Annotated in this window: 29 protein-coding genes; 12 read left to right on the top strand and 17 right to left on the bottom strand. The window is 42.3% G+C overall.

Annotation, left to right across the window (positions count from 1 at the left end):
• Window positions 1–2: 2 nt before the first annotated feature.
• The 4 genes from MJ764_RS00545 to MJ764_RS00535 form a co-directional block, all read right to left on the bottom strand.
• Window positions 3–1,724 (bottom strand): terminase large subunit, encoded by a 1,722-nt coding sequence (locus tag MJ764_RS00545; RefSeq protein ID WP_239323635.1) that lies wholly within the window; start codon window positions 1,722–1,724, stop codon window positions 3–5.
• Window positions 1,725–2,219, bottom strand: coding sequence for a terminase small subunit (locus tag MJ764_RS00540; protein ID WP_239323633.1), 495 nt, complete (start codon window positions 2,217–2,219; stop codon window positions 1,725–1,727).
• Window positions 2,220–2,484: 265 nt separating this feature from the next.
• A complete protein-coding gene (locus MJ764_RS11535) occupies window positions 2,485–2,799 on the bottom strand; it encodes an HNH endonuclease (protein ID WP_100089649.1) in 315 nt (104 codons plus the stop codon).
• A 153-nt stretch (window positions 2,800–2,952) separates the two neighbouring features.
• A complete protein-coding gene (locus MJ764_RS00535) occupies window positions 2,953–3,411 on the bottom strand; it encodes a hypothetical protein (protein WP_239323631.1) in 459 nt (152 codons plus the stop codon).
• Window positions 3,412–3,809: 398 nt separating this feature from the next.
• Between MJ764_RS00535 and MJ764_RS00530 the strand changes: the two genes are divergently transcribed.
• Window positions 3,810–4,058 (top strand): type II toxin-antitoxin system RelE family toxin, encoded by a 249-nt coding sequence (locus tag MJ764_RS00530; RefSeq protein ID WP_093093684.1) that lies wholly within the window; start codon window positions 3,810–3,812, stop codon window positions 4,056–4,058.
• The gene (locus MJ764_RS00525) at window positions 4,042–4,389 is read left to right on the top strand and encodes a helix-turn-helix domain-containing protein (RefSeq protein ID WP_239323629.1); all 348 of its coding nucleotides are present in this window, start codon (window positions 4,042–4,044) and stop codon (window positions 4,387–4,389) included. The genes MJ764_RS00530 and MJ764_RS00525 overlap by 17 nt, the downstream gene beginning before the upstream one ends.
• A gap of 216 nt (window positions 4,390–4,605) precedes the next feature.
• Here the strand turns inward: MJ764_RS00525 and MJ764_RS00520 are convergent, their stop codons facing one another.
• The 5 genes from MJ764_RS00520 to MJ764_RS00500 all read right to left on the bottom strand — a co-directional run bounded on the left by MJ764_RS00520 (window position 4,606) and on the right by MJ764_RS00500 (window position 8,604).
• A complete protein-coding gene (locus tag MJ764_RS00520) occupies window positions 4,606–5,031 on the bottom strand; it encodes a hypothetical protein (RefSeq protein WP_239323627.1) in 426 nt (141 codons plus the stop codon).
• 45 nt (window positions 5,032–5,076) lie between these two features.
• On the bottom strand, window positions 5,077–6,918 hold the full coding sequence (locus MJ764_RS00515; protein WP_239323625.1) for a DnaB-like helicase C-terminal domain-containing protein: 1,842 nt from the start codon (window positions 6,916–6,918) through the stop codon (window positions 5,077–5,079).
• Entirely contained in the window at window positions 6,908–8,065 is a 1,158-nt protein-coding gene (locus tag MJ764_RS00510; RefSeq protein WP_239323623.1) for a winged helix-turn-helix domain-containing protein, read from the bottom strand. The genes MJ764_RS00515 and MJ764_RS00510 overlap by 11 nt, the downstream gene beginning before the upstream one ends.
• Before the next feature lie 100 nt (window positions 8,066–8,165).
• Window positions 8,166–8,375 (bottom strand): hypothetical protein, encoded by a 210-nt coding sequence (locus tag MJ764_RS00505; protein WP_239323621.1) that lies wholly within the window; start codon window positions 8,373–8,375, stop codon window positions 8,166–8,168.
• Window positions 8,365–8,604: a transcriptional regulator gene (locus MJ764_RS00500; protein ID WP_174828647.1), complete on the bottom strand. Its 240-nt coding sequence runs from the start codon at window positions 8,602–8,604 to the stop codon at window positions 8,365–8,367. Before MJ764_RS00500 ends, MJ764_RS00505 begins: the two co-directional genes overlap by 11 nt.
• 121 nt (window positions 8,605–8,725) lie before the next feature.
• On the opposite strand from MJ764_RS00500, the gene MJ764_RS00495 reads away from it, so the two are divergent.
• Window positions 8,726–9,454 (top strand): S24 family peptidase, encoded by a 729-nt coding sequence (locus tag MJ764_RS00495; protein ID WP_239323619.1) that lies wholly within the window; start codon window positions 8,726–8,728, stop codon window positions 9,452–9,454.
• A 233-nt stretch (window positions 9,455–9,687) separates the two neighbouring features.
• Here the strand turns inward: MJ764_RS00495 and MJ764_RS00490 are convergent, their stop codons facing one another.
• Window positions 9,688–10,395: a LexA family transcriptional regulator gene (locus MJ764_RS00490; RefSeq protein WP_239323617.1), complete on the bottom strand. Its 708-nt coding sequence runs from the start codon at window positions 10,393–10,395 to the stop codon at window positions 9,688–9,690.
• 609 nt (window positions 10,396–11,004) lie between these two features.
• On the opposite strand from MJ764_RS00490, the gene MJ764_RS00485 reads away from it, so the two are divergent.
• Window positions 11,005–11,385, top strand: coding sequence for a hypothetical protein (locus MJ764_RS00485; RefSeq protein WP_239323615.1), 381 nt, complete (start codon window positions 11,005–11,007; stop codon window positions 11,383–11,385).
• A gap of 725 nt (window positions 11,386–12,110) precedes the next feature.
• Here MJ764_RS00485 and MJ764_RS00480 read toward each other — a convergent pair.
• Entirely contained in the window at window positions 12,111–12,449 is a 339-nt protein-coding gene (locus MJ764_RS00480) for a hypothetical protein (RefSeq protein ID WP_239323613.1), read from the bottom strand.
• 152 nt (window positions 12,450–12,601) lie between these two features.
• Here MJ764_RS00480 and MJ764_RS00475 point away from each other — a divergent pair, with 152 nt between their 5' ends.
• From MJ764_RS00475 to MJ764_RS00455, 5 genes are all read left to right on the top strand, one after another.
• The gene (locus tag MJ764_RS00475) at window positions 12,602–12,943 is read left to right on the top strand and encodes a hypothetical protein (RefSeq protein ID WP_239323611.1); all 342 of its coding nucleotides are present in this window, start codon (window positions 12,602–12,604) and stop codon (window positions 12,941–12,943) included.
• Between the two features lie 395 nt (window positions 12,944–13,338).
• Window positions 13,339–13,716, top strand: a complete 378-nt coding sequence (locus MJ764_RS00470) for a hypothetical protein (RefSeq protein ID WP_239323609.1) — start codon at window positions 13,339–13,341, stop codon at window positions 13,714–13,716.
• Between the two features lie 105 nt (window positions 13,717–13,821).
• Window positions 13,822–14,022, top strand: coding sequence for a hypothetical protein (locus tag MJ764_RS00465; protein WP_239323607.1), 201 nt, complete (start codon window positions 13,822–13,824; stop codon window positions 14,020–14,022).
• Between the two features lie 61 nt (window positions 14,023–14,083).
• Window positions 14,084–14,326 carry a DUF4224 domain-containing protein gene (locus MJ764_RS00460; protein WP_100089792.1) on the top strand — a complete coding sequence of 81 codons (243 nt, stop codon included), beginning with the start codon at window positions 14,084–14,086 and terminating at the stop codon, window positions 14,324–14,326.
• Window positions 14,327–14,345: 19 nt separating this feature from the next.
• On the top strand, window positions 14,346–15,413 hold the full coding sequence (locus MJ764_RS00455; RefSeq protein ID WP_239323605.1) for a tyrosine-type recombinase/integrase: 1,068 nt from the start codon (window positions 14,346–14,348) through the stop codon (window positions 15,411–15,413).
• 185 nt (window positions 15,414–15,598) lie between these two features.
• On the opposite strand, the gene MJ764_RS00450 is transcribed toward MJ764_RS00455, so the two are convergent.
• The 3 genes from MJ764_RS00450 to MJ764_RS00440 form a co-directional block, all read right to left on the bottom strand.
• Window positions 15,599–16,105, bottom strand: a complete 507-nt coding sequence (locus tag MJ764_RS00450; protein WP_239323603.1) for an eCIS core domain-containing protein — start codon at window positions 16,103–16,105, stop codon at window positions 15,599–15,601.
• A 4-nt stretch (window positions 16,106–16,109) separates the two neighbouring features.
• Complete coding sequence (locus tag MJ764_RS00445) at window positions 16,110–16,613, bottom strand: DUF2062 domain-containing protein (protein WP_239323601.1); 504 nt, start codon at window positions 16,611–16,613, stop codon at window positions 16,110–16,112.
• Between the two features lie 243 nt (window positions 16,614–16,856).
• Window positions 16,857–17,483, bottom strand: coding sequence for a Smr/MutS family protein (locus MJ764_RS00440; protein ID WP_239323599.1), 627 nt, complete (start codon window positions 17,481–17,483; stop codon window positions 16,857–16,859).
• 167 nt (window positions 17,484–17,650) lie between these two features.
• Between MJ764_RS00440 and ubiM the strand changes: the two genes are divergently transcribed.
• Window positions 17,651–18,865 (top strand): 5-demethoxyubiquinol-8 5-hydroxylase UbiM, encoded by a 1,215-nt coding sequence (ubiM, locus tag MJ764_RS00435; protein ID WP_239323597.1) that lies wholly within the window; start codon window positions 17,651–17,653, stop codon window positions 18,863–18,865.
• 75 nt (window positions 18,866–18,940) lie between these two features.
• Here the strand turns inward: ubiM and pyrF are convergent, their stop codons facing one another.
• The 3 genes from pyrF to MJ764_RS00420 form a co-directional block, all read right to left on the bottom strand.
• Entirely contained in the window at window positions 18,941–19,669 is a 729-nt protein-coding gene (pyrF, locus tag MJ764_RS00430) for an orotidine-5'-phosphate decarboxylase (protein ID WP_239323595.1), read from the bottom strand.
• Window positions 19,670–19,811: 142 nt separating this feature from the next.
• The gene (gene lapB / locus MJ764_RS00425; RefSeq protein ID WP_239323593.1) at window positions 19,812–20,996 is read right to left on the bottom strand and encodes a lipopolysaccharide assembly protein LapB; all 1,185 of its coding nucleotides are present in this window, start codon (window positions 20,994–20,996) and stop codon (window positions 19,812–19,814) included.
• 24 nt (window positions 20,997–21,020) lie between these two features.
• A complete protein-coding gene (locus MJ764_RS00420; protein WP_100113195.1) occupies window positions 21,021–21,341 on the bottom strand; it encodes a LapA family protein in 321 nt (106 codons plus the stop codon).
• Window positions 21,342–21,672: 331 nt separating this feature from the next.
• Here MJ764_RS00420 and MJ764_RS00415 point away from each other — a divergent pair, with 331 nt between their 5' ends.
• Window positions 21,673–22,596 (top strand): branched-chain amino acid transaminase, encoded by a 924-nt coding sequence (locus tag MJ764_RS00415; RefSeq protein ID WP_239323591.1) that lies wholly within the window; start codon window positions 21,673–21,675, stop codon window positions 22,594–22,596.
• Window positions 22,597–22,686: 90 nt separating this feature from the next.
• On the top strand, window positions 22,687–22,878 hold the full coding sequence (locus MJ764_RS00410; protein WP_100113193.1) for a zinc-finger domain-containing protein: 192 nt from the start codon (window positions 22,687–22,689) through the stop codon (window positions 22,876–22,878).
• Window positions 22,879–22,933: the final 55 nt, after the last annotated feature.

The following is a 22,933-nucleotide window of genomic DNA, read 5'->3' as shown; positions in this document are numbered from 1 at the left end:
GTTTAACCTATTATGTAATTGTCCAGAAAAGAATCAAGGCCGCCGTTAGATCGTGAGGTCGGATTGGTCGCCATCACGGCCACGGCATCAAACAGTGCCATCAGGCTGTCAATCTTGGCAAAACCTGCGTACTGTTTGGTTACCTGAATACCGTTGCCCGACTGGATAACGCGGGCGTTACCAACATTCCAGTTCATCAGTGGCTGATTAGCGTGCCACATATTTCTGCTGGCCAAAGCGCGCTCCGTGGCTTTAATCGTGCCTGTCATCTTGAAGCCTTGCGATATCGCTTTAAACAGGCCATCAGCAGGGGAAGCGTAGCCACTGGCAACAAATTTATTATGGATGGTTTGCAAAACCGGTTCCATGCCATAGCGGTCAACTGCTATCGAGTGCAACAAACCCGTTTCGCCGACTTTCAAACATATCTCAGCCACTTCTTTCAGGTCATCGCCTACATTTTGGCAAAAGGTCATGTCACCGTCTTTCACAAAACTATCCAGCTGGGGCAGGATATCCTTGCGATTATTCAGCACCGGCGGGTTTGCCCATGCATAACACCATGAAAGCCAGCGCTGCGTGTCTTTTTCCCGCCCAACCACAGCCAGCCCAAACAGGTCATCATTACCACCGCCGTCAAGCCCTATTACCACCACCTCGCTGCGTTCTAGCAGCGTATCTAGCGTCAGCGTATCATCCGTCTGCGCCAGCCAGTAATCTGCACCACTCCAGCGGTCTGAGCGTAAATTTAACCCGACTTCCTTGTTTAAGTGCTTGGCCTCAAACTCAATAAGCGTTTCTTCGCCTTTCAGTTCGGCCTGTCGATACTCACTAATCAAAAAAGCCTCGTCCACTGAGTAGCCAAGGCTTGGATTGGTTATATAGAAGTTTTCAGGCTTCTTATACGCCCCCGACTTAATAAGCGCAGCCGGAAACTCATATAAAACCGGCAAATAAGTCTTATCAATAAGTTCTTTACCCTGTGCCGTCTTGCCATCCCTTACCGAACGCGCATACTCCAGTTCCGTTTTAAACACACCAGCGGGCGGCTCTCGGGATTGCGTGGACAAAATAATTAAAAAGCCATCCACTTTAGACATCAGGCCGCCGGTGGCTTCTTTAATTATGGATTCCGCATTCGCCATCGCGCCAAATAAATGATGTTCATCAATCAAAACAAAAGCGGCTTTCAGGCCGCCTGCTGTTTTATCGTCCGCGGCCACAACTTTCAGGGTTGATTTGGTAGCTAAATGCGTTATCGTCCTTGTATGCTTGGAAATGCTGTATTTGTCCTGCATTTCCGGGTCAAACTCAATCATACCCGCCGCTGGTTTAAACGAATTATCAGCCACTTCTTTCGTTGGTGCCAGAATGATAGCCTCAGCTAAATTACGCTCATTCAGTTCAAGGGCGGTTATCATAATTCCGGCAGCAATGGTTGATTTAGCGTTTTTCTTGCTAATCAGCAGAAAGAACTTTTTGATTAGTCTGCGCTGCGTATCTGGATCAAGCGCGCCAAAAATCGCACCAACAAAATCAAATACCCACTGCGGCATTACATCACGCATTCTTGGCAATCCGGTCATGTCGGGCACTATCAGATCACCAAATACCTCAATCGCAATCTCTGCCACGATAGGAAATAGCGGCTCACTGGGCACCAATGACTGCCGGTTAACAATCCGCTCTTCCCAGTCAGGGCAGGCTGTCACCCAATCAGCCATTTACTTCACCTTTTTCAAACCTTTCTGCTCTAGCCGCGCAGACAACCCGCCAGCGCGTGATTTTTCAATGGCCACATCTCTGGCGGCCTCTTTCTTGCCGGTCTCGCCAATGCGCCCATGCTTATAAGGCATCAGGGTTTTAGCAGCATCAATCCGCAGCTTGTGCGGCCAGCTATCATCATTCATTACCATCACCAAGAACTGCAAAGGGTCATCACTGGGCGGTGATACAGACTGAACAGGATTAACAGGATTAACAGGATTAACATCCGTGTTAACATCATTGTTAACAATTTTGTTAATATTTTTGTTAAGTCTGTTTTGCTGCTTTTTCAGCCCCTCAATGCGCGCTAAAACGGCCTGATTTTTCATTAAACGACATGCGGCAGCGGCTGCTCCATTCCTGCTGTAACCCGCATTAACACAGGCTTCCGTCTGATTTATCCCTGCGGCCACATTCAATGCGAATAATTCCTGTTTATCATTAAGTGACATAGCAAATTGCCTATTTTTTGAGCAGATTTTGTTAATTAACAGGTGTTTTCAGGCCATTTTTTTTATAAATGAGGGAGCGCGCGGTGTCGGCGGCGATAGTAACCCAACTTTACTACTACCCCTGCCTATTTTTTAAGCAGTCCAAAAATAATAAATAATAACTCAATGTTACTATTTCATGTGAGAATATAAACCAAAGCGATAACATATCGTGACTATCTGCATGCGTAATAATCTAACCGGCTACATCCATCACTAAATATATTTACCATCCACGCTTGTATCGCTGCCGCAGTTCTTTGGTGGTTTTATGCTTATGACAATCCGCGCATAGCACTTGCAAATTACTATCATCATTACTGCCACCTAACTCCAATGGAATGATATGGTCAACCTGTAAGCTGCCACCAATGCAACCGCAGGATCGGCATCTAAAACTATCCCGTGCCAGCACCCGCTTCTTTATCTCCTGCCATTGATAGCCTCGTATGCGTTTTGTAGCCCCCGGTTTATCCCTGAGCACCGTGGCAGATGAACTGTTAAACTCAGGTAGGCTACTTTTAAGCGTTGGTATCTTCATAGCTTCGTGTCAGTAAAAGGCCTTTGTAATACGCCTGTGCAAAATCTATAGGGTTACTCATATCCCAACTCCAATAAAAAAGCCCACGCGCATATGCAGTGGGCTTGTCTTAATTCAATACAGGGTTAGTTGTAGTCGTTACCATCAATCATATTAGTCACCATTAACCGTTCGTTGCTCATTCATTAGAGAAGATATACGTTCTACTATGGCTGAGGATTCAAGCATTTCAGCTAAAGCGCATTCGAATTCCTCTTTATTATTTACTTTTTTTACTTTGTTAGCACTGGGATTAACACTACTCTTATATATAACATCAAAAGGATAGCCTCCAACATGTGTATCACACCGCATTAGAGTTCGCTGCTCCCCTGTTCTCGTACTTTTTAACTCAACCCGGTAACCTTTAAAATACGGAAGATTAGGCAATCCACCCCCCAGCTCCCCCATCGGTATCCATGCTTTTAACAACCCATTAACAGCCGCCTCTATTTCGCTAGCCAATCGCTCCAGCACAGCAAAAACTTCTTTAAGCTCACCCTCTTTAGCTTTTGCTTCATTCTTCTCAAAGGCTTCTAACAAAACCTGCTTAAAATCCACACTTGTAGTCATATAACAACCCCAAATAAAAAGCGGACTAGCATCTAACCAATCCGCTGAATATTAATTAATCCCAATATGTATATGCTGATAGCACCAAATAATAAGTTCTATGACTTTCCACAACCCAAACGGGGATAATATTGCTATTAACATTACCGCTTTTTCTAAACCATCAAAACCATTAAAACCCATACCTCACCTTTTGTCCCTCTGCCACATACTCGTGATCAACTTGCTTTATTTTCTTTTTCATGGCTTGCTATCTTAACAATTGATATTGCATTAATATTTCAAACGCTTTAATACCTTATTAGTTATCGTCGTTACCATCAACCATATCTATTCCTTACTTGTATATTAGTTATATTTTGGTTATAATTTAGTTATTAAAAAGTTATAACAACACCATGAACAAAATAGCTTACCAACCAAAAGCCCTTAAACAATTGCGGAAAATTCCTGATAGAAAACTCATCTATCGGAAAATTGAAGAGTTAACCAATATGCCAGAATGCGCAAATGTTAAAAAACTATCCAATCACCAATACGGATATCGTTTGCGGGTCGGTAACTACCGAGTACTGTTTAACTTTGATGGCATCATCCATATTATTTCAATTGAAGAGGTTAAAAAACGTGATGAACGCACATATTAATACTAACTATCAAATCATCAACGACAAACACGGCATGCCTCAGTTTGTTGTTGTTCCCTATGAAGATTTCAGACAACTAACCAATCAACCTGTTATTAACCTTGAAAATGCCATTCCCAGCGAAGTGGTAGGCATGGTAATTGAACAAGATTACACACCAGCTCGAGCATGGCGCGAATATCTGGAATTAACACAATCAGAATGCGCTGAAAAGCTTGGCATGTCACAACCCGCCTATCTAAAGCTGGAAGCTTCAGAAAAGCCCACTAAAGCAACTCGCACCAAACTTGCCACTGCTTTAGGTATTAATGAAGAACAATTAGATTGCTAAATACAAAAGCCAGCAGTTAAGCTGGCTTATTACTTAGTACAGTTAATATACAGACGCCCAATAAAAAAAACCCGCCAGGGAGATGGCGGGCGCAGTAGTAAAGTTTATCAACCTAAAAGGAGAAAAATATCAATGCCTTTCTTTTGGGTGCAGCAAAGCTGCCACCGGCATTAAAAAGGAAAAAAACAGATTGGTGATTAGAAATATACTAAATATTCAAGTCATGTGCAAGGGTGAATTAAAAAAATATTTATCAAAATTTTCACAATGTTGCATATACGCCCAAAACAGCATTAACGCCCTTTCTACCTGTTCAGCCCATGCGCTCCTATTGACCATAGCACGATGCCGTGCAGTGATTGAACGGCGCTTAAAGTAGTGGCTCTTGCGCCCATACTCAATACCAAGCACATTAAACGCCTCGCGATTGTTTTGTGCCAATAACGACAACGCACTTCTTACCAATGCAAACACCTCAGGCTTGTAGTGCACACCATCAAAAGCATATTCCCTGATGACTTTCTCTTTCCCGTAGCGCCATTCAGCACTCAGACAATGCCCTTGCCTCTTCCGATCAGCCATAGTTCGCTCATACGCAGCCAGCACATCCGCAGCAGTGTCTATTTCAATCTTACTAATCATCAAATATACCCTTTAACTCTTCGCTCTTTCCTAAACTTGACATCATCATCGCACGTGTTGTGACTTAAAAACCCGCTGAACTCTTTCACCTGTAATCATGCTAATGGCTTCCCTTTCACGCTCATGGTATTGGCAGCTTTCACGGTCAAAAAACAGATTAACCATCGGTTGGTAACCCGAATCGCGTTGTTTTTGACAAATAAGCTTGGCATCTGGGTCTGTCCCGTAACCTGTAGCATCACTATTCCTCCACACAACCAAAACATTATCAGCAAGATCAGTAATCCCCGCCGACCCCCTCACATCATGCTTGTTGGGAGGCTTGGATTCATCGCCGTTATCAGGCTTACGAGGGTGTGCAACAAGATGGATATGTATATTGTTTTGGGATTTAAAATCCCGCAGCATTTCCGCTATCTTTTTCTGCCTGTCCACATCACTCTCAGCCACCCCCAGCATCATCAAGCTATCAATAACAAAATGACGGCAGTTATATCGTTGCTTGGCATATTTAAATACATTGAGCATCCTTTCCAGACTGGCGGCACCATTAACGTCATATATCCACAGCCCGCCAGATTCATTGCCATTGTCTTCCGTGCAACGCTCACCATTGATATTCATCCCCCCAGATAGCAAATTTAATGCCTCTGTTAAATCCGCAATATCAGGGCGCTGCTTTCCACATACCTGCCTAACCATGCGATTTAATACCTTGTAGGGCTTCATCTCCCCAGAAAACAAACAAATGCGTTCTTTCTGCCTCAGTATCATTTCACACATGCAATACCCCAATAGCTGGCTTTTGCCGTGCCCACTGTAACCAGTCCATACCGTCAACTGATCCATGCCAAACTTAAAATCTTTCATCCCAGCAAATGGCGTAGTATTACCTGCGGCAGATTCAAGTAATCCATTAAAATCCTGAAACAAAATGTCCGCGTACTCAATGGCGTTTTTTAAATCTTCCGGCTTTTTGTACTTGGCACTGACTATGGCATCTAGTACAGCAGCTTCACCAGCCTTACACAGACACTCATTAGCATCTTTAAAATCGCCCCAATCAACCAACTTGCACCGGTGTTCACCAAGCCGTTGCAAAACCTCCACCGTGGCCAACTGTCCCGGGTCATCATTATCCAAGGCCAGATAAATCACCCTAAACTGCTGCAAGCGCTCCCAGTCGTATTCAATCCACTCCAGATTTTTAGCACCACTAGGCATAGACAGTGCCTTTACCCCAGACTGGAAAACGCTCAAAGCATCAATTTCACCCTCAGTAATCACAACCTTATCGTCATTAGGCGTGATAACCTGCCACCCAAACAAACATGGTTCACAGTTTGATTCTTGTCGCCAGCGGTTTTTCTCCCCACCCTTACGCCGTGGCGTTAGGTACTTGATGTTATAAATAACCCCCTCAACCATTAACGGGAAAGCAATCTCCCTGTCATGATTGGCCACATTGTAGGCTTTAAGCGTGCTGCCATTAATGCGCCGCCTGTCAAAATAACCATCCTCTTTTGGCTGAATCACCGCCCCCAAGCGTACAGATGGGCGCGTAAATGATTTTTTACTGGCAACTGAGAACTTGGGAGAAAACTCAACCCCCAGCCACTTACACGCATCCTTAAGCGCATCAACAAAGCTTAATCCCCTACAGGCTGCCCACAAATCCAGCAAATCGCCACCTTTGTCCTGATCACTGAAATCTTTCCAGACACCAGCCTTACTGCCGGATAAATGCACCTTTAGCGATTGCCCTTCCTCGCCATTAATCGAGCCACAGCACCACTCATTGCCATTTTTCCTGCCATTGGGGAGCAGATGCTCAGACACACTCAACGCCTTATCTGCCAGCAATTGAGACACCTCCCTAGCATCCATAATCAGCCTCATTCCACAGACGCACAGTTTCCATAAACAACTCATCAGCACTTGAGCTATTGCCTACCTCTTCCCATTTCGGCGCTTTCCATTCGCCAGTTGTTCCGAGAACAGAAACAAACACCTTGCGTCCGCCAACATCTACCCCATACACCCGCAGATTCGGTTTTACCTCCACATAGCGCGCATTAGTACAATCCCATTCATTCCGGCGTTTATTGGCACTCATTCTGCCAGCACTGCTAGTTGACCATGTTAAAACCCAGTTGCGCCATGTAGCTTCCCAGTTGCGTTTAGTAGGGGCTTTAGCATTGCCAGATAGCCAGTAATTCACAAACTTCTCAATCTCAATCTCCAGCGCAGTCCCAACAAGCCCTTTAGCTGCCGCGTAATCCAGATATTTATCAGGCATTACCCAGTTTTCACACCAGCCACATTTCTTATGCAGCCCTATTGGCGCATACTCAACACCATCACCATCAGCATTATCATCATTCGATTCTGGCTGTTCGCCATCTGGGACTAACTCAAAATCCTCAGAATCACCAGCGCGCTCTATCTCTGAATAATTCTCTGAATAATTCTTTGTATAAATCTCTTCTTTATACGAACTGTCACATGTCGCAACTCCCGAGTGTTGACATGTCGCCACTCCCGAATTGTCACATGTCACCACTCCCGAACTGCGACATGTCGTCATTCGGGAAATGTCATATTTTGCACCTCGGCAAATGCCACCAAGCACACCAGTAAATACTCGATATCTAGGCTTGTCAGCCTTATCAGCATCAAAACACTCAGCAGCCTTTTTAATCGCAGCCTCATCAACCAGATAATAAGTTCTATGCTCAAGCTTCTTAATCTTGCGCCGGATATAGCCAAGGCTTTCCAGCAGCTTAATAGACTTACGTACCGCATATTCACTTAAATCCAGCTCACTAGCCAATTCCTTAACAGACTTATAAAAACCCTTTGCCGTACTGGTACAGTACTGCCACCAATAGTGCAATTGGTTTAAAACCAGCCCGGCCTTAATATCGCCCTTACATATACGTTTCAGACGTGGATTGTAGGCACATGTAACATCCCCGATAATATCGCCTATTTTTAAAGAGTTATCATTGACAAGATTTGCTACTGAAGTCATAATTACACCTGTAGTTAACTGTAGTTATTTAAAGAATTGAACGACTGCCAAACAGCCGTTTTCCGAAAGCCCAGTCCCGTGGGCTTTTTTTTATTGTTATTCATCTCAGCCCCATCTCCTCTTCCAACGCCTCAACAACCTCAATCGGGCGGTTTCGATACATTTCATTTAGCACATCCAATAACCGATGCGCTTCCTCTTTCCTGCCGGAGCGAATCAGCTCTTTAAGCTGGCACCATTCATCATTGAATTTAAAATCAACCTCAGATTGACCATCTTGCAGATAGATTTGAGTTGCTTTAGTTGTCATCGTATTCATCCTCCAGTTCTGGCCAGTGTTTTTTGTAATCTAATGGCCTCAGGTCTTTTCTTGTTACAGCACCATTTGTCACTAGTTGCATCAACGAACATTTATAAGGTGGAACTGGTTTTCTTCCTGATTTCCATAACGAAATATTAGAAGGATGATCTTTAATTGCATCCGCTAATCGCTTAGCTTCTCCTCTAGGCTTGGATTCCAGATAAGATTTCAAATCCATTTAATTACCTTTTTAAAAATATATTTCCTATTAGATAATTTTATTTTATCTAATTTGTTATCTATTGGCAATTGTGTCTTTTATTTCGTTTAAGGTAAATTATTATCTAATTGATAATTTGATGAACAATATGAAACTTACATCAGAAATTAGACTTGAAAACCTGAATTTATTAGTTAAAGAGGCAGGGGGCGTAACAGAGCTAGCAAAAAAGGCTGGATATAAACAGCCAAGCTACTTGTATCAAATAATTAACCGCACACCTGTCCAGAATGGGAAAGCAAAAAATATAGGTTCTATAATGGCATCCAAACTAGAAGAAGCAATGAACAAGCCAAAAGGTTGGATGAGCCAAGAACATCGGAAAAAAACCAAACCCAATGCTGTTTATTTAGGCACTATGGAGCCTTGGGACAATTCAACGCCTATAGGGGAAGATGAAGTGGAAGTTCCGTTTTATAAAGAAATATGTTTATCAGCGGGCAATGGATTTTCTGATGATATTGAAGATTACAACGGATATAGACTGAGATTTGCGCGTTCTACATTAAAAAAACATAGCATTAACCCAGAATATGTTGTGTGTGTCACCGCAGATGGTGACAGCATGGAGCCTGTTATTCCAGATGGCACAACTATTGGAATTAATAAAGGAGATAAATTCATAAAAGATGGCAAAATTTACGCCATAAATCATGATGGGTTACTTCGTGTGAAGATTTTAAAAAAACGACCAGGCAATAAAGTATTAATTCAAAGTTTTAATTCATTGGAATATGGCGACGAAGAAGTAAATATGGAAGACATCAATGTTATAGGACGTGTTTTTTGGTGGTCTGTGCTTAATTAATAGATAATTCAAGCAATTGATTAGTTATCGGTAGGTATAGTTCAGATTAAGTAAAATCTAAACAGCTCTAATCTTTCTTAGCTGATGTTGCATCATTCAAAGCTTTAGAGTCTAGTTAATTGCACTAAAGCTTTGAACGTATATAATTTAATCGGCGCTTACATAATAATAAATTGTGGTTTTTATTGATTCATGTGATTTTTGAAGTTAATTAAGGAATAAGTTATTGGGTACTAGCCACCGCGCCAAATTTTTTTTCCTAAGACGATGAATTGATTTAATGTATCTTCTGTGACCTTCATTGGCGGATATTCAGGGTTTTTACTAATGATTAATATTCCATCCTCAGACTGGCGCAATTTTTTAATATATAATTTATTTTTAAAAACAATTGCATAAATTTCGCCATCTAATATTTCGGTATCATTCGTATTAATGATTACAGTATCACCATTGTGAAGCTCCGGTTCCATTGAGTCACCGCGTACATATATTCCTTTTAATAAGTCAGGGTTGTATCGATGCCTTTTAAACCACCGGCGTCTGAATACTATAGGATCATCAGAACTCTCTCTGGCTATCCAAATAGAGTTCCCTGCCCCTGCGCTTAAATTTACGTCAAATCTTTTAATTTCAATGTATTTTTTGAAATCAAGATATTCTTCTAAGACACCAATACTAGAACCGATCGGTAGGATTTTTAAATCCAACTCCTCTCCGAATTGCAACCATGCGGGCGTTACCCCTAATGATTTTGCGAGTAAAGAGAGTCCTTCAACCTTAGGCATTGCGTAGCCTTCGGTGTAACGGCGAATCATCTCATAACTAATACCTGAGCACCGAGCAAGCTCAGCCATTGAGTAATTTGCCATCTTCATTGCGTGTTTAATACGGGTAGCAAACTCAGGATGTTTAACTTCTAGATTTGTGGTTTTATTCATTATTTTCCAGTCTAACTACTAAAGGTAGTATTGTACAAAAAAATATTTAGACAAAAGCCACCAATTTCTATCGCCACAACTTCGGTTGCGGTTTTTTGTTGCCTTTAAATAACATAAATCTCCAAACACGCTACAAATAAATATATTTTAGATACAATAAGATAACATTTTTAATTATCTTTTATTTTCTTTTTTATTGCTAATATATTATCTATTAGATAATATACACCCATCGAAGTAAAACAACTTCACCGCATCGGCTCAGGGCAGCGGAATATAAAAGCCCGAGGCAAGTTAGGGAGCTTGCTGGCAAGCCGTTAAGCCCTCGCGGGCGGCCAGAACAAAACCAGTAAGCCGGTAACGCTTGCAGACAGACAAGTCTAAAAATCCAAAGAACTTTATGAAAGGAGAACGACTTCAAACACCAACTTTGATAATTTATATCTGAATGTACAAATACATAGATGTATTAATAGGCTAAAGAAAAAGCCAGTTTTAAAAGGATTTAATAGTAATAATCTCGAATGGCCACTTTATTTATTGGATTGCACAATCCAATTGATACCATAAGCATTAAACTTAATCTATTGATAACAGGAGTACACAGCAATGCAAGTAGAAAATAAATTTCGCGTCCGTCGCCGTGATGAAATAGCCTGCTTAATGGATAACGCCGGGTTGCTTGCCATAATACAGGATGTTGAGAGCCCAGATGAAACACTAGAACGAATCAGCAGAAAAGATTTAGGATATCTGAGTGAATATTGTTTTCATGCGTTAGATACAACAACGTTTATTATGGAAACGTTATCTAAATTAACTGACGGCTATAGAAATAATAATATCACTAAGGAGCTAAGCCAAGAAGATTTTTTGAAATTCACCAGCACGCTAGCTGCACTATCAGGCGGGATTAATAGCCGTGTTAATTACATGCATCTGACCATAGCACACCTGCTAAATCATGAATCTAGCAGCACCTCGAGCTAAATTAAATTTGGCTTAAATATCCAGATGAAAAATCTAGATGTAGTGACGATGTTGTTGTAGTTATAAGTATTCTGGGGGCAGAGCCTTGACTACTTATTCGCTTTCTATGGAGAACGATTTCAAATACCAATTTTGACATATATCTGAATGTTCCAACACACGGATTATTTTCTAAGTTGTTTATTAGAAACTTAATCCGAAACAGATGTAACAAGATTCTTGAATATCACCATTGATAGGGATCATCATTTTGATGATCCCCCACCTTTAACCACTTATCAGCTTTCTATAAAGAGTAGAAAAATGAAGAAAATTACATATCTTCTTCCACGGTTAAAACGAGTTCAACGCTCTCACAACCATTCGATGGATCTATACAAAAAGCTCGATAAGCAACAACAAAACTGCCTCGCGGGTGCGTTATATCATTTAATACAACAATATCCCCTTTGCTGGGTAGATCACACATCTTTGATTCAAAAGTTATATTTGAATATGCATCGTAGGGTATATATGGTCGAGCGTCATGCAAAAATCTAATCTTAACAATCATTTTAAGTATTTACTAGGTTGTTTATAGGAAATTCAATTCTAGCAGTATTCACATACTGAGTGACTAAAAGAGTGACAGCTCGGAAAGACGGGCAATACATCTAAGTTTAAAAATCGCCGCCCATTCTAGAAAAAGCCGATTCTAACGAGTCGGCTTCATTGTTTGGCTTAGATTAAATAAATAATTTAATTGTGGCATAAACCAAGATTAGACCACCAACAATATCCATTATGATGCCGGGTACTGTGTTGATACGTGGATTTAGTTTGCATCTACGGCCAAACATATTACCAAAATCATCATAAACAGGAATATTCAGGTTTTCTGGATAGTGATTGCACCTTTCACCAAAACTTACCAGAAATACTCCTGATGCGAATAACATAGTTTGCGTTGTCGGAAGTGATGGTAATAAACCCATTGCACTTAATAGAAATAGCGCGCCTGAAATTAACATCATCATGTTGTACCAAATATTTAAAGCCAGTGTAGATAAAAGATTAGGAATCATGGTTATAAATACTTGTTGTTGTGGCGACCGCAAGTATAGCACGATGGCAGTGAGTGCCTAACCACCTGCCACCCTACCCGAGTTTAAAAACCCAAGCCCGCTGATTAGTGGGCTTGGGTTTTTGAATTTAAATAAAATTAAAGGAGTTAACAATGAACGATGAAAACAACACCAATCCGGAACCTGTTGGATTTTGGGATGAAATGGCACAAGAGGCTGCTAAATGGGATTTAAGCAATTCCCCCAAGGAAACCAAACCACAACCAGAAAAACGATTGGCTAATAATGAGCTGGCGGATGTCGCTTGTGAAGCCATTTACCAGCTATACCATACGAAATATGATATTTGGCTGAAAAAGGTAACGAATGAGCTTGTTAAAGCTATTGTTTTAGGTGGTCATTACGAGCAGCAGACCGTAGGCCAGATATTAAGCCATCTGCCACCAGCAGCTAAAAAAATAGTTACTGAGTATGTTCAAAGCAACGCAAATTGAAAGGAGTTATCATGAAGCTTAAAATACATCTTCATGAATTAAAAAACCACCCTTATGGCAACCGTATTTGCTGGGAGCATAGACCAACGGGAGCACTGGTCGTAAGATATGGCATGTTACTATACGAGGTGATCGTCCCTATCAAATCACCTCCGCTAAACACCGAGGCGCATTACGGCGTGGGACATCTAAGAAACGCCAGAACCATTATCAGACGCCACTGGCTAGAATGTATATCAAAACGCAACACACACCAGCAAAAAACAAAGGATTTAATAGCAATAATATCAAATGGCCATTTTATTTATTGGATTGCACAATCCAATTGATACAATGAGCACAAAACCTAATCAACCTATCAATGTAATTGATTTATTAACTAGGAGTATATAGCAATGCAAGTAGAAAACAAATTTCGCGCCCGTCACCATGATGCAATAGCCAACTTAATGGATAACGCCGAGTTGCTTGCCATAATACAGGATGTTGAGGGTATAGATGAAATACTAGAACAGATCAGCAAAGATGATTTAGGACGTCTTAGTGAATATTGTTTTCAGGCATTAGAAACAACAACGTTTATTATGGAAACGTTATCTAAATTAACTGACGGCTATAGAAGTAATAATATCACTGATAAGCTAAGCCAAGAAGACTTTTTGAAATTCACCAGCAAGTTAGCAGCACTATCAGGCGGGATTAATAGCAATGTTAGTTACATGCATCTGACGATAATGGAACTGCTAGGAATTAAACATGACAGCACTTTATGATAAATTAAATTTAGCATTGTTTTAGAAATCAAATGGGGGAATAAACTTCCCCCTTTTTTTGAATGTAAATACCATTATGAAAAAAATGTACTGATAGCCACTTGTGTGGCTTTTTTTATTGCCGGTTGTGATTCTGTAGCAGAGAGAAAAATCAGCGCAGCGGCACAGGCTGGTGAAGATATTATGGAAACACAGGTTGTTTTACATGATAGACGCAAAATCACCTGCCTTGTTTACCACAACAGTTTTTACGGTGGTGCCGCAGGCCTATCCTGCGACTGGTATAACACACCGCAACCTAAATAACCCTAAGCAAACGTAACAACACATACCGGCAATTGGCCGGATTTTTTATATGAGCGAGATCATGTCTGAAATATCACCCTATGCGGAATTTTTGACACCAGCAGAGGTAATCGTATTAACGGGGTATAAAGCCAAAAGCAAGCAGGTTGAACATTTAAGAAAACAGGGTATTCCTTTCCGGTTAAATGGAAGAAATGAGCCGATAGTATTGCGCCAAGCCCTATTAGGGAATAAAAAGCAGCATTCAGGCAGTACCCAAGTCAAAACACGCTGGCAATCACCTATGCTAAGCAACTCTACTTAATCTTTTTACTGGGGGCTATATGGGTCGTAAGGCAACAGTTAATTTAAATCTACCAACAGGTATGCGTGCACGTAAACGCAAAACACGCAACGGCATAGTGACATGGTATTACTTCGATACTGGTGGCAAACCGCGTAAAGAAATACCGTTAGGCAATGATTATGTGAAAGCCTGTCAAAAATGGTCGGAGTTGTCACTACAGAAGCTTGATAAGGCTCACCAGATCACTTTTGTGCAGGCATTGCAACGATACATATTGGAAGTCATTCCTAAAAAAGCACCCAAAACGCAACGAAACAATATTTATCATACCAAAAGATTAAAGCTATTTTTTGGTGGTGATAATCCGGTACTCCTAGAAGATATTGATGCAGGCCATATACGGGAATATTTTAAATGGCGTTACAAGGCGCCGGTTGCGGCCAACAGGGAAATAGCCTTATTTAATCATATATGGACATATTGCCGCCCTGCTCATTGGGGGTATACATCAAAAGAATCACCCTCAAAAGATATCAAACGAAATAAAGAACAGCCGAGGGATGTATATGTTGAAGATTATATCTATAGCATCCTGTATAAATACGGTGGCCAAGATTTGCGTGATGCGATGGAGATAGCGATGATGCTTGGGCAGCGTCCTTGTGACACAGCCAAAATCCACACCGATCATATTCAAAAAGGGGTACTTACCATCAAGCAAAATAAAACAAGCAATGCCCTTAGATTCGTTGTTACAAAAAGATTGCAGGACATTATTACGCGCCGTGCCCCTCATGGTGGCTTTTTATTCTTAAACAACCGTAAACGGAAAATGACAACGGACAACCTACAGTATCGTTTTGATATTGCGCGTAGCCTTGCTATTCAAAACCACCCAGAACATGCTGAGGAATTGGCGCAGATTCAGTTCAGAGATTTACGTGCTAAATCTGCGACAGATAAATCGCTTGTATCTAGCGAAGAGGAAGCGAGTAAATTATTGGGGCACGCCAGTGTAAATATAACCAAGAAAGTCTATATTAGGCGCACTCTTCCTATAGTACCCTTTGAACATCAGGGTGACGAAATTGCGGAACAGGTTTAAAAATTGCGGAATAGATTTAATGGTATTTTTTATTTTATTTATTTATAACAATACATTGCATCAATTTAATTGAAATTCCCTGCTGCTTCAAATACATACATGAATCACTCAGACAAGAAAATCAAGTGCCGATTATAACAATTTAACCGGATAAGCCAAGGTGATTGGTCTGTACAGTCGGATGTTTAGTAATGTGGCAGTAAACGATGATTATCAGGCTGGTGGATTAGCGGCTTAAGCAGACGGCGAAAATGCACCAGAAAGGGCTGGTGGCGCTTATCTCCGGCCAGAGCCAGAAAATAATCCTGTACTAGCTGTGCCTGCTGCTCCATATTCAACTGTCCGAGGCTTTTGATGGTGCTTAAAGACGGATAACGATAGGCACGTGCCTGATAATAGCCCGCTTTCAGTGCCAGACAGACACCAGCAAATATAATTGGAAAACCATGCTGACTTTGCCATACATGCATTAATTCATGAATCAGCCACGCCTGTCGGCTCAAACTGGCCTGCGTAAAATCATCTACATAGTAGGCAGTTGGAAAAACAATATGGTTACCACAGGTAATGGCTGCATGCGGATGCAGCAGCCACCATGCACCACTGACAATCTGCACCTGAGACCAGTCAGCAGCATTACCCAGAATTTTTCTAACCAAATACAACTCGTTGTATGTTAAGGGGCGTTGCATAATATTATTTCTGACCGCTGGTGTTGGTATGCCTGCTGGTAAACCATTGCCAGCCATTCCAAACCAGAATATAACCTATAATAGCCAGTATTGTGCCCAGCACTGGCACACCCAAAAGCAAGGGCTTGCCAAACTGGGTTAGCCACTGCCACAGCTCTGCTCCTAAATGACCCACAGTAAAATCAGGCAAGGCAGGCATTTCCTGCCCCCACTGGCCATCCATTAATCCAGCTCCAATCTGATAGGCACAATAATATAAAGGTACATAAGTTAATGGGTTGGTATACAACGTAGTGAGCAATGCCAGTGGTAAATGTGTGCGCACAACATAAGCAACAAGCAAAGCGGTGAGCATTTGCGTTGGCCCAGGCATCAACCCGCAAAACATCCCTACTGCCACAGCCGAAGCTGCACGCTCACGATTTAGCTGCCAGAAATATGGGTGATTAAACCAGCGTGCAAAAGGTTTAAACCATGGTGAAGCAAACAACGATGCCTGAGTCGGCATTTTTTGCCTTATATGCTGCAACCATTTAGTTACACTACTACGTATCATATCGCTCTGACTAGTTTAAAGAAAAGCTAATGCAAATTCTCATATTGATTCAAAATAACCTGTTTGGTTTATGATCAGAATTTGCGATTACTGTTTGTGCTTTATCAATTTTTGCACATGGGCATCTGTTTTGCTCAACCTGATATTTAGTTTATTTTGCCTTAAGCTTTAAGAATACTGTTATTTGAGAATAAATTATTCCCATTCCTTTGTCCGGTGTTTCTTTTTAACCAGTACATACACAGCACCATCATTGCGCTCATTTGGCTGCGCATAGGCCAACACCTCCGGATGAGCCATCAGCCAGCGCCGTACCAGTGTTTTTAAAACCGGCTGAAAATCTCTGGAACCCAGTCCACTGCCATGGACTATCTCACCAACCACACCATATTTCTGAATATAATCAATAAATTCATTCAGCACCTGCTGTGCTTCTTCCTGGCGGTAGCCATGTAAATCAACATAAGCGACAATCGGCCAGTGTTTAGCCTGTAAACGCTGGATATCAGCCTTACCACGGCCATTTTTACTGAATACCATCGGTGCTGCATCGTGCTGATTTTCACCGATGTAAAAATAGCTGGCACTGTCCAGCGTTTCTTCCTGCCGTGGGCGTAATTTAATCGGAGTATTGTCGCGCGGGTGCTGAAATTGATTTCTTGCTTTTAATGGAATGACATTTTCACCCATTGCTTCTGTAAAACTAATATCTGTCTGGCGCTTTTGTGCTGCTTTGGCCTGCTGCTGTTCTATGGCCAGTCGTCTGGCTTTGGCCTGTTTACCCAGTTGCTGCAATTGATCCTGAAATGAGTTTTTAGCCATGTGTGTAACCATTCACATATAAATACCATTTCTATGATTTTAACAGAGCCGCAAACTGTGCGCTAAGCTTGACATTTATTAATTTTCTGACCGATGAAGATAGGATTCATGCTGATTTTCAGTTATCCTAACGCAGTATTGGATATATTTATTCAGGAATGGATTTTATGGCGGCAAATAATGTGTCTTTATGCTTAGGCAAAGAATCTGATGTCATTGTTGTTGGTGCCGGTCCAGCCGGCTTAAGTCTGGCACGTGCACTGGCTCCCTCAGGACTGTCAATTACCGTGGTAGAAAAACAGGAACTGGCTACGCTGGCACAACCACCTTTTGATGGCAGGGAAATCGCTCTGACACATTATTCCAAGGAATTGATGCAACAACTGGATATGTGGGGCAAAGTTCGAGCCGATGAGATTTATCCTTTGCGTGATGCCAAAGTAATCAACGGCTACTCCAATTATCAGCTACATTTCGAACAGCCGACTATGGCACGAGGCAAACCCGCCAGCTCATTGGGTTTTCTTATCAGTAATCACAATATCCGGCGTGCTGCCTATGAAGCAGTACAACCATTTAACAATGTCAGCTTCATTGCCGGACACAGCATTGTGAATGTGAAAAATGAAGCAGCCAATCGGATTGAAGCCACTCTGGATAATGGACAGATTCTCAGCGGAAAGCTGCTGATTGCCGCTGACAGCCGTTTTTCCAATACACGCCGCCAGTTAGGTATTTCTGCCCAGATTCATGATTTCGGGCGTACGGTTATTGTTTTCCGTATGCGCCATACCTTGAGTAATCAGCATACTGCTCTGGAATGTTTTCATTATGGCCGTACCCTTGCCCTGCTGCCTCTGGAAGAAAACCTTACTAACTGTGTAATAACGATTAATAATGAACACGCAGACGAAATACTGGCCATGTCTCCTGCGCAGCTTGCAGCAGATATTACCAGACAGTTAAAGGGCAAACTTGGTGACATGCATCTGGTTAGCACCATTCATCATTATCCGCTTGTCGGCGTTCATGCCAACGCATTTTATGCCCGGCGCAGTGCCTTGATTGGTGACGTTGCTGTCGGCATGCATCCGGTAACTGCACATGGTTTTAATCTGGGATTGAGTGGTGTGAGCATATTAGCCAAGCTGATTAATGAAGCCGTACGTAAAGGCAGAGATATCGGTAGTCAAAGCTTACTGGCTCAGTACCAGAGACAGCATATGCCGCATACCCGTATACTGTATCATGGCACAAATGCGATGGTATCTTTGTTTACCAATGACAGCCCGCCCGCCCGCATGATGCGTTCATTGGTATTACGCCTCAGCAATAATTTGCCACCAGTAAAAAAACTGATTAGCAAACAGCTAACTGGCTAATCCGCATTCACTAATATATAAAATGCCTGCTAGCGTACGCTGATAGCAGGCATTTTTATGTTGATGTACCCCGGCCTAAATCAGACCATTATTGATTTGTTGCAATATCCCAGTCGGGTTTTCGCTTTGGGTAATCGGCCGTCCCATTACCAGATAGCTGCTACCAGCAGCCAGAGCAGCTTTAGGTGTCATAATACGGCGCTGGTCATCTTCAATTGTATTGTGCAGGCGGATACCGGGCGTAACCAGTAAAAATTCTTCTCCCTGTTGCTGGCGCAATAAGGAAGCTTCCTGCGCAGAGCAAACCACACCATCCAGTCCTGATTGCCGGGTAAGCTCTGCCAGACGTAATACCGCTTCGTCTATGGGGGTGTTTATGCCTGTTTCAGCCAGTTCTGCCTGAGTCATGCTGGTTAAAACTGTTACCGCAATCAATAATGGTGGCTGACTACAATTGCTTACTGCTTCTGCGGCCGCTTCCATCATTCTGCGCCCTCCGGAAGCATGCATGTCTACCATCCATACCCCCATATCAGCAGCCACCTTACAGGCAGAGGCAACGGTATTGGGAATATCATGGTATTTTAAATCCAGAAAGACCCGATAGCCCTGTAATACCAGTTGTTCAACCAAATGGCGTCCGGTGGCAGTAAACAACTCCTTGCCGATTTTAAGCTGACACAAATTAGGGTCCAACTGGCGCACAAAATCCAGTGTTGTTTCTGCACTGGCAAAATCCAGCGCAACAATCACAGGTTTTGCAGGCTGATTAATCAGGGTGGTATCAAGCATTAATGGATTCATATTCTTCAGGTTTAACAATTAAATATAAAACACAACTACTCAAATTCTCTAAAATTCTAATTTCAATTTGAGTAGTTAATTTCACTGATTGATGGCTGTGCACAGCTAAGGGGGCTTATTTGTTTAAAAGCTTATCAGGAGGCTAAACATCGATACGATTAGGGGTAAATGTTTCCCATTTATTGCAGGCCGGACAGTGCCAGAAATAAACCTGTGATTTAAAATGGCAGTGGCGGCAGCGGTACATGACAGATTTCTGCATCTGCATACCCACTACCGAGCGCATCATGTCGACATCAACTTTCCACTTCGGATTAATATTGGTCTGCAATACCCCAAGTAAACGATAAGTTCCGGTAAGCGTGGGTCTGCGCCGTACCAGATCAATAACAATTTCTCTGGCTCTGTCTTCACCAAAGACAGGCAGGGATTTTTCATAAATCACGCCAGACAGATCAAGCTGTGGGAAAGTCTGCGCAAAACCAATTAATACTTCAATTCCGTCAGCCGCTTTCTGTAAACCATCATAGGCATCGTACAAGCGCTCACCTACCAGACTCAGATATTCATAATTCTGTTTCTCTATAGCACTATAAGCATCTATTGCAGCCTGATAATTCTGCTGTTTCAGCTCTACATCGCCCAGAATCATATTGGCACGGCTGCATTTGCGGTTTACGGCCAATGCCTGAAAAATATATTCGCGCGCTTTGTTGTATTCAGACTGATACAGCGCCAATTGTGCCAGTTCACAGTAAAACTGGGCAATTTCAAACTGGTAAGTCTGATCGCCGGTGCTGAGTTCCTCAGCCAGCTTAATGGCTTTCTCCCAATCGCGATCCTGCTGGTAAATATTCAACAGTATCTGCCGTGCCTGTCTGGCTTTACTGCCATTAAGTAAACCAACCAGTATCTGTTCTGCACGGTCAACCAGACCTGCTGCCTGATAGTCCTGACCAAGCTCAAACATTACCGTATCACGACGTTCTGCAATGGTTTCTGGCAATTGAAGCAATCTCTGGTGCAAGGTAATGGCTTTATCGTTTTCACCACGCTGGCGATACAGCTTGCCCAAAGTTAGATGTAGTTCATAAGTGCTTTGGCGGGCATCATTTTGCTGATCCACCACTTCTGCCAGTTCCCGTACGGCCACTGCGCTTTTACGTTCAACCAGAGCATCCAGACTTTTATAAAATCCTTCCGGAATGGCTTTCGCCTGCTTCAGCACTGTACGCATGTCCACACGTGCAGCAAACCATCCCATGGCAAAAAATACCGGCAACAGAATAACCGGCGTCAGCCACATCCAGAAATCATTACTATCCATACTAACTGCTTACTTTCTTCTACTCTATTTGATATTACTGGATTCTGCCGGTTTAACTGTCACAACATTTTCGGCATGTACAGTCTGGCTGGCCGCTTTAGCTTGTTTATTAAGTTGATTCTGCAACTGATTAACCTGACTGCGCAGACGCAGTAAACGGCCAAACATGGCGAAAACGCCAAAAACAGCACCGATAATAAAAAATATCAGCAAGAGCACAATTAACGGTAAATTCACCATCTGCCCGGGCAGATAATTAAATGCAATCAATTGCGTGTTGCTAACAGCCAGTAATAAAAATGCCAGCAACACCACTATTTTTATTAATGTATAAATAATCTTCATACCTATCCACCCTGTAATGCATCGTTTTCTGAAAAAACAATTATATGCCAGATACCAGCCAGTTTATCCAAGAAGCAGCACAGTTTAAACGATTTCGCTGCTTTTTAGCAAAAGCTGAGCGTGTTTTCAGCATTGGCAAGTCAAATAGGCAGTGTATAATATTTACGTTTACATAAAGTAACGGCAACCATGGCTAAAGCTAAGACCACAGGCTGCTTTTACCATTATTTTTTCTGTACTGCCCAAGTCATCAACTCTGTCTTGCCCTATCCATTGCAAGACAGGTTTCCGGCCACGCAGCTTAATGTCTTAATTTTGGAGAAGTTTTATTATGTCTATGGCCGATCGAGACGGTTTTATCTGGTTTAATGGTAATCTTGTTGACTGGCGAAATGCCCAAACCCACGTATTAACCCACACATTGCATTATGGCATGGGGGTTTTTGAAGGTGTACGTGCCTACGAAGCTCAGCATGGAACAGCCATCTTTCGTTTGCACGATCACACTAAACGCCTGTTCAATTCAGCCAAAATTACCGGTATGCACCTGCCGTTTTCGCAGGAACAAATTAATCAGGCGCATATTGAAGTGGTTAAAGCCAACAAACTGGCTTCATGTTATTTCCGCCCAATGGCCTTTTATGGTTCGAACAAACTGGGCGTGGCTCCAGATCAGGATGATGTACAGGTAATTGTTGCGGCTTGGCCCTGGGGCGCCTATCTGGGCGAAGAAGGTATGCAACGTGGTATTCGCGTGCAAATCAGCTCGTTTACCCGCCATCACCCCAATATCACCATGATTAAAGCCAAAGCCAATGGCAATTACATGAATTCCATCATGGCCAATACTGAAGCAACTCGTAATGGCTACGATGAAGCCATCATGCTGGATTCAAATGGTTTTGTTGCCGAAGGTTCAGGCGAAAACATTTTTATTGTGAGTGATGGCAAACTCTATACTCCTGCACTGGATGCGGCTCTGGACGGGATTACCCGGCGTACTGTGATGGCAATTGCCGCCGATATGCAGTTAACTGTTTCTGAAAAACGCATCACCCGTGACGAAGTTTATTGTGCTGATGAAGCATTCTTCACTGGTACTGCTGCGGAAGTAACACCAATCCGTGAAGTAGATGGCCGTGTTATCGGCTGTGGTGCCCGTGGGCCGTTAACCACCGAGATTCAGCAGCGTTATTTTGAAATTGTTCATGGCAAAAATACCAAGTATGAATCATGGTTAACCTATATTGACTAACCACCAGACAACAGGTCTGATTAACAGTGTATTTATCTGAATCAGACCTGTTTTATATGATTGCTTTTTAGCTGAACCAAGGAAAATATGATGAGTAGTACTGCCCAGTCTGTTACCACTATTACCCCACATGATTTACCTCTGATCTGTACCGGATCGGAAAACGGAAACTGGAACGGTCATCCACGAGTGTTTTTACCAATTCAGTCCAACAGCAGCATTGAGTGTCCCTATTGTGGCAAGCAATACCATCTGGATGGCATTGCTGAAAATCACCATTAAAGATTTACTTCCCTGCTGTGCCACCAGCAAACCAAAGCCCTGTCGCAGCAGTGCC

The sequence above is a fragment of the Snodgrassella gandavensis genome (genome assembly GCF_914768025.1).
Taxonomy (GTDB): Bacteria; Pseudomonadota; Gammaproteobacteria; order Burkholderiales; family Neisseriaceae; genus Snodgrassella; species Snodgrassella gandavensis.
This window is presented reverse-complemented; position numbering and strand designations above follow the sequence as displayed.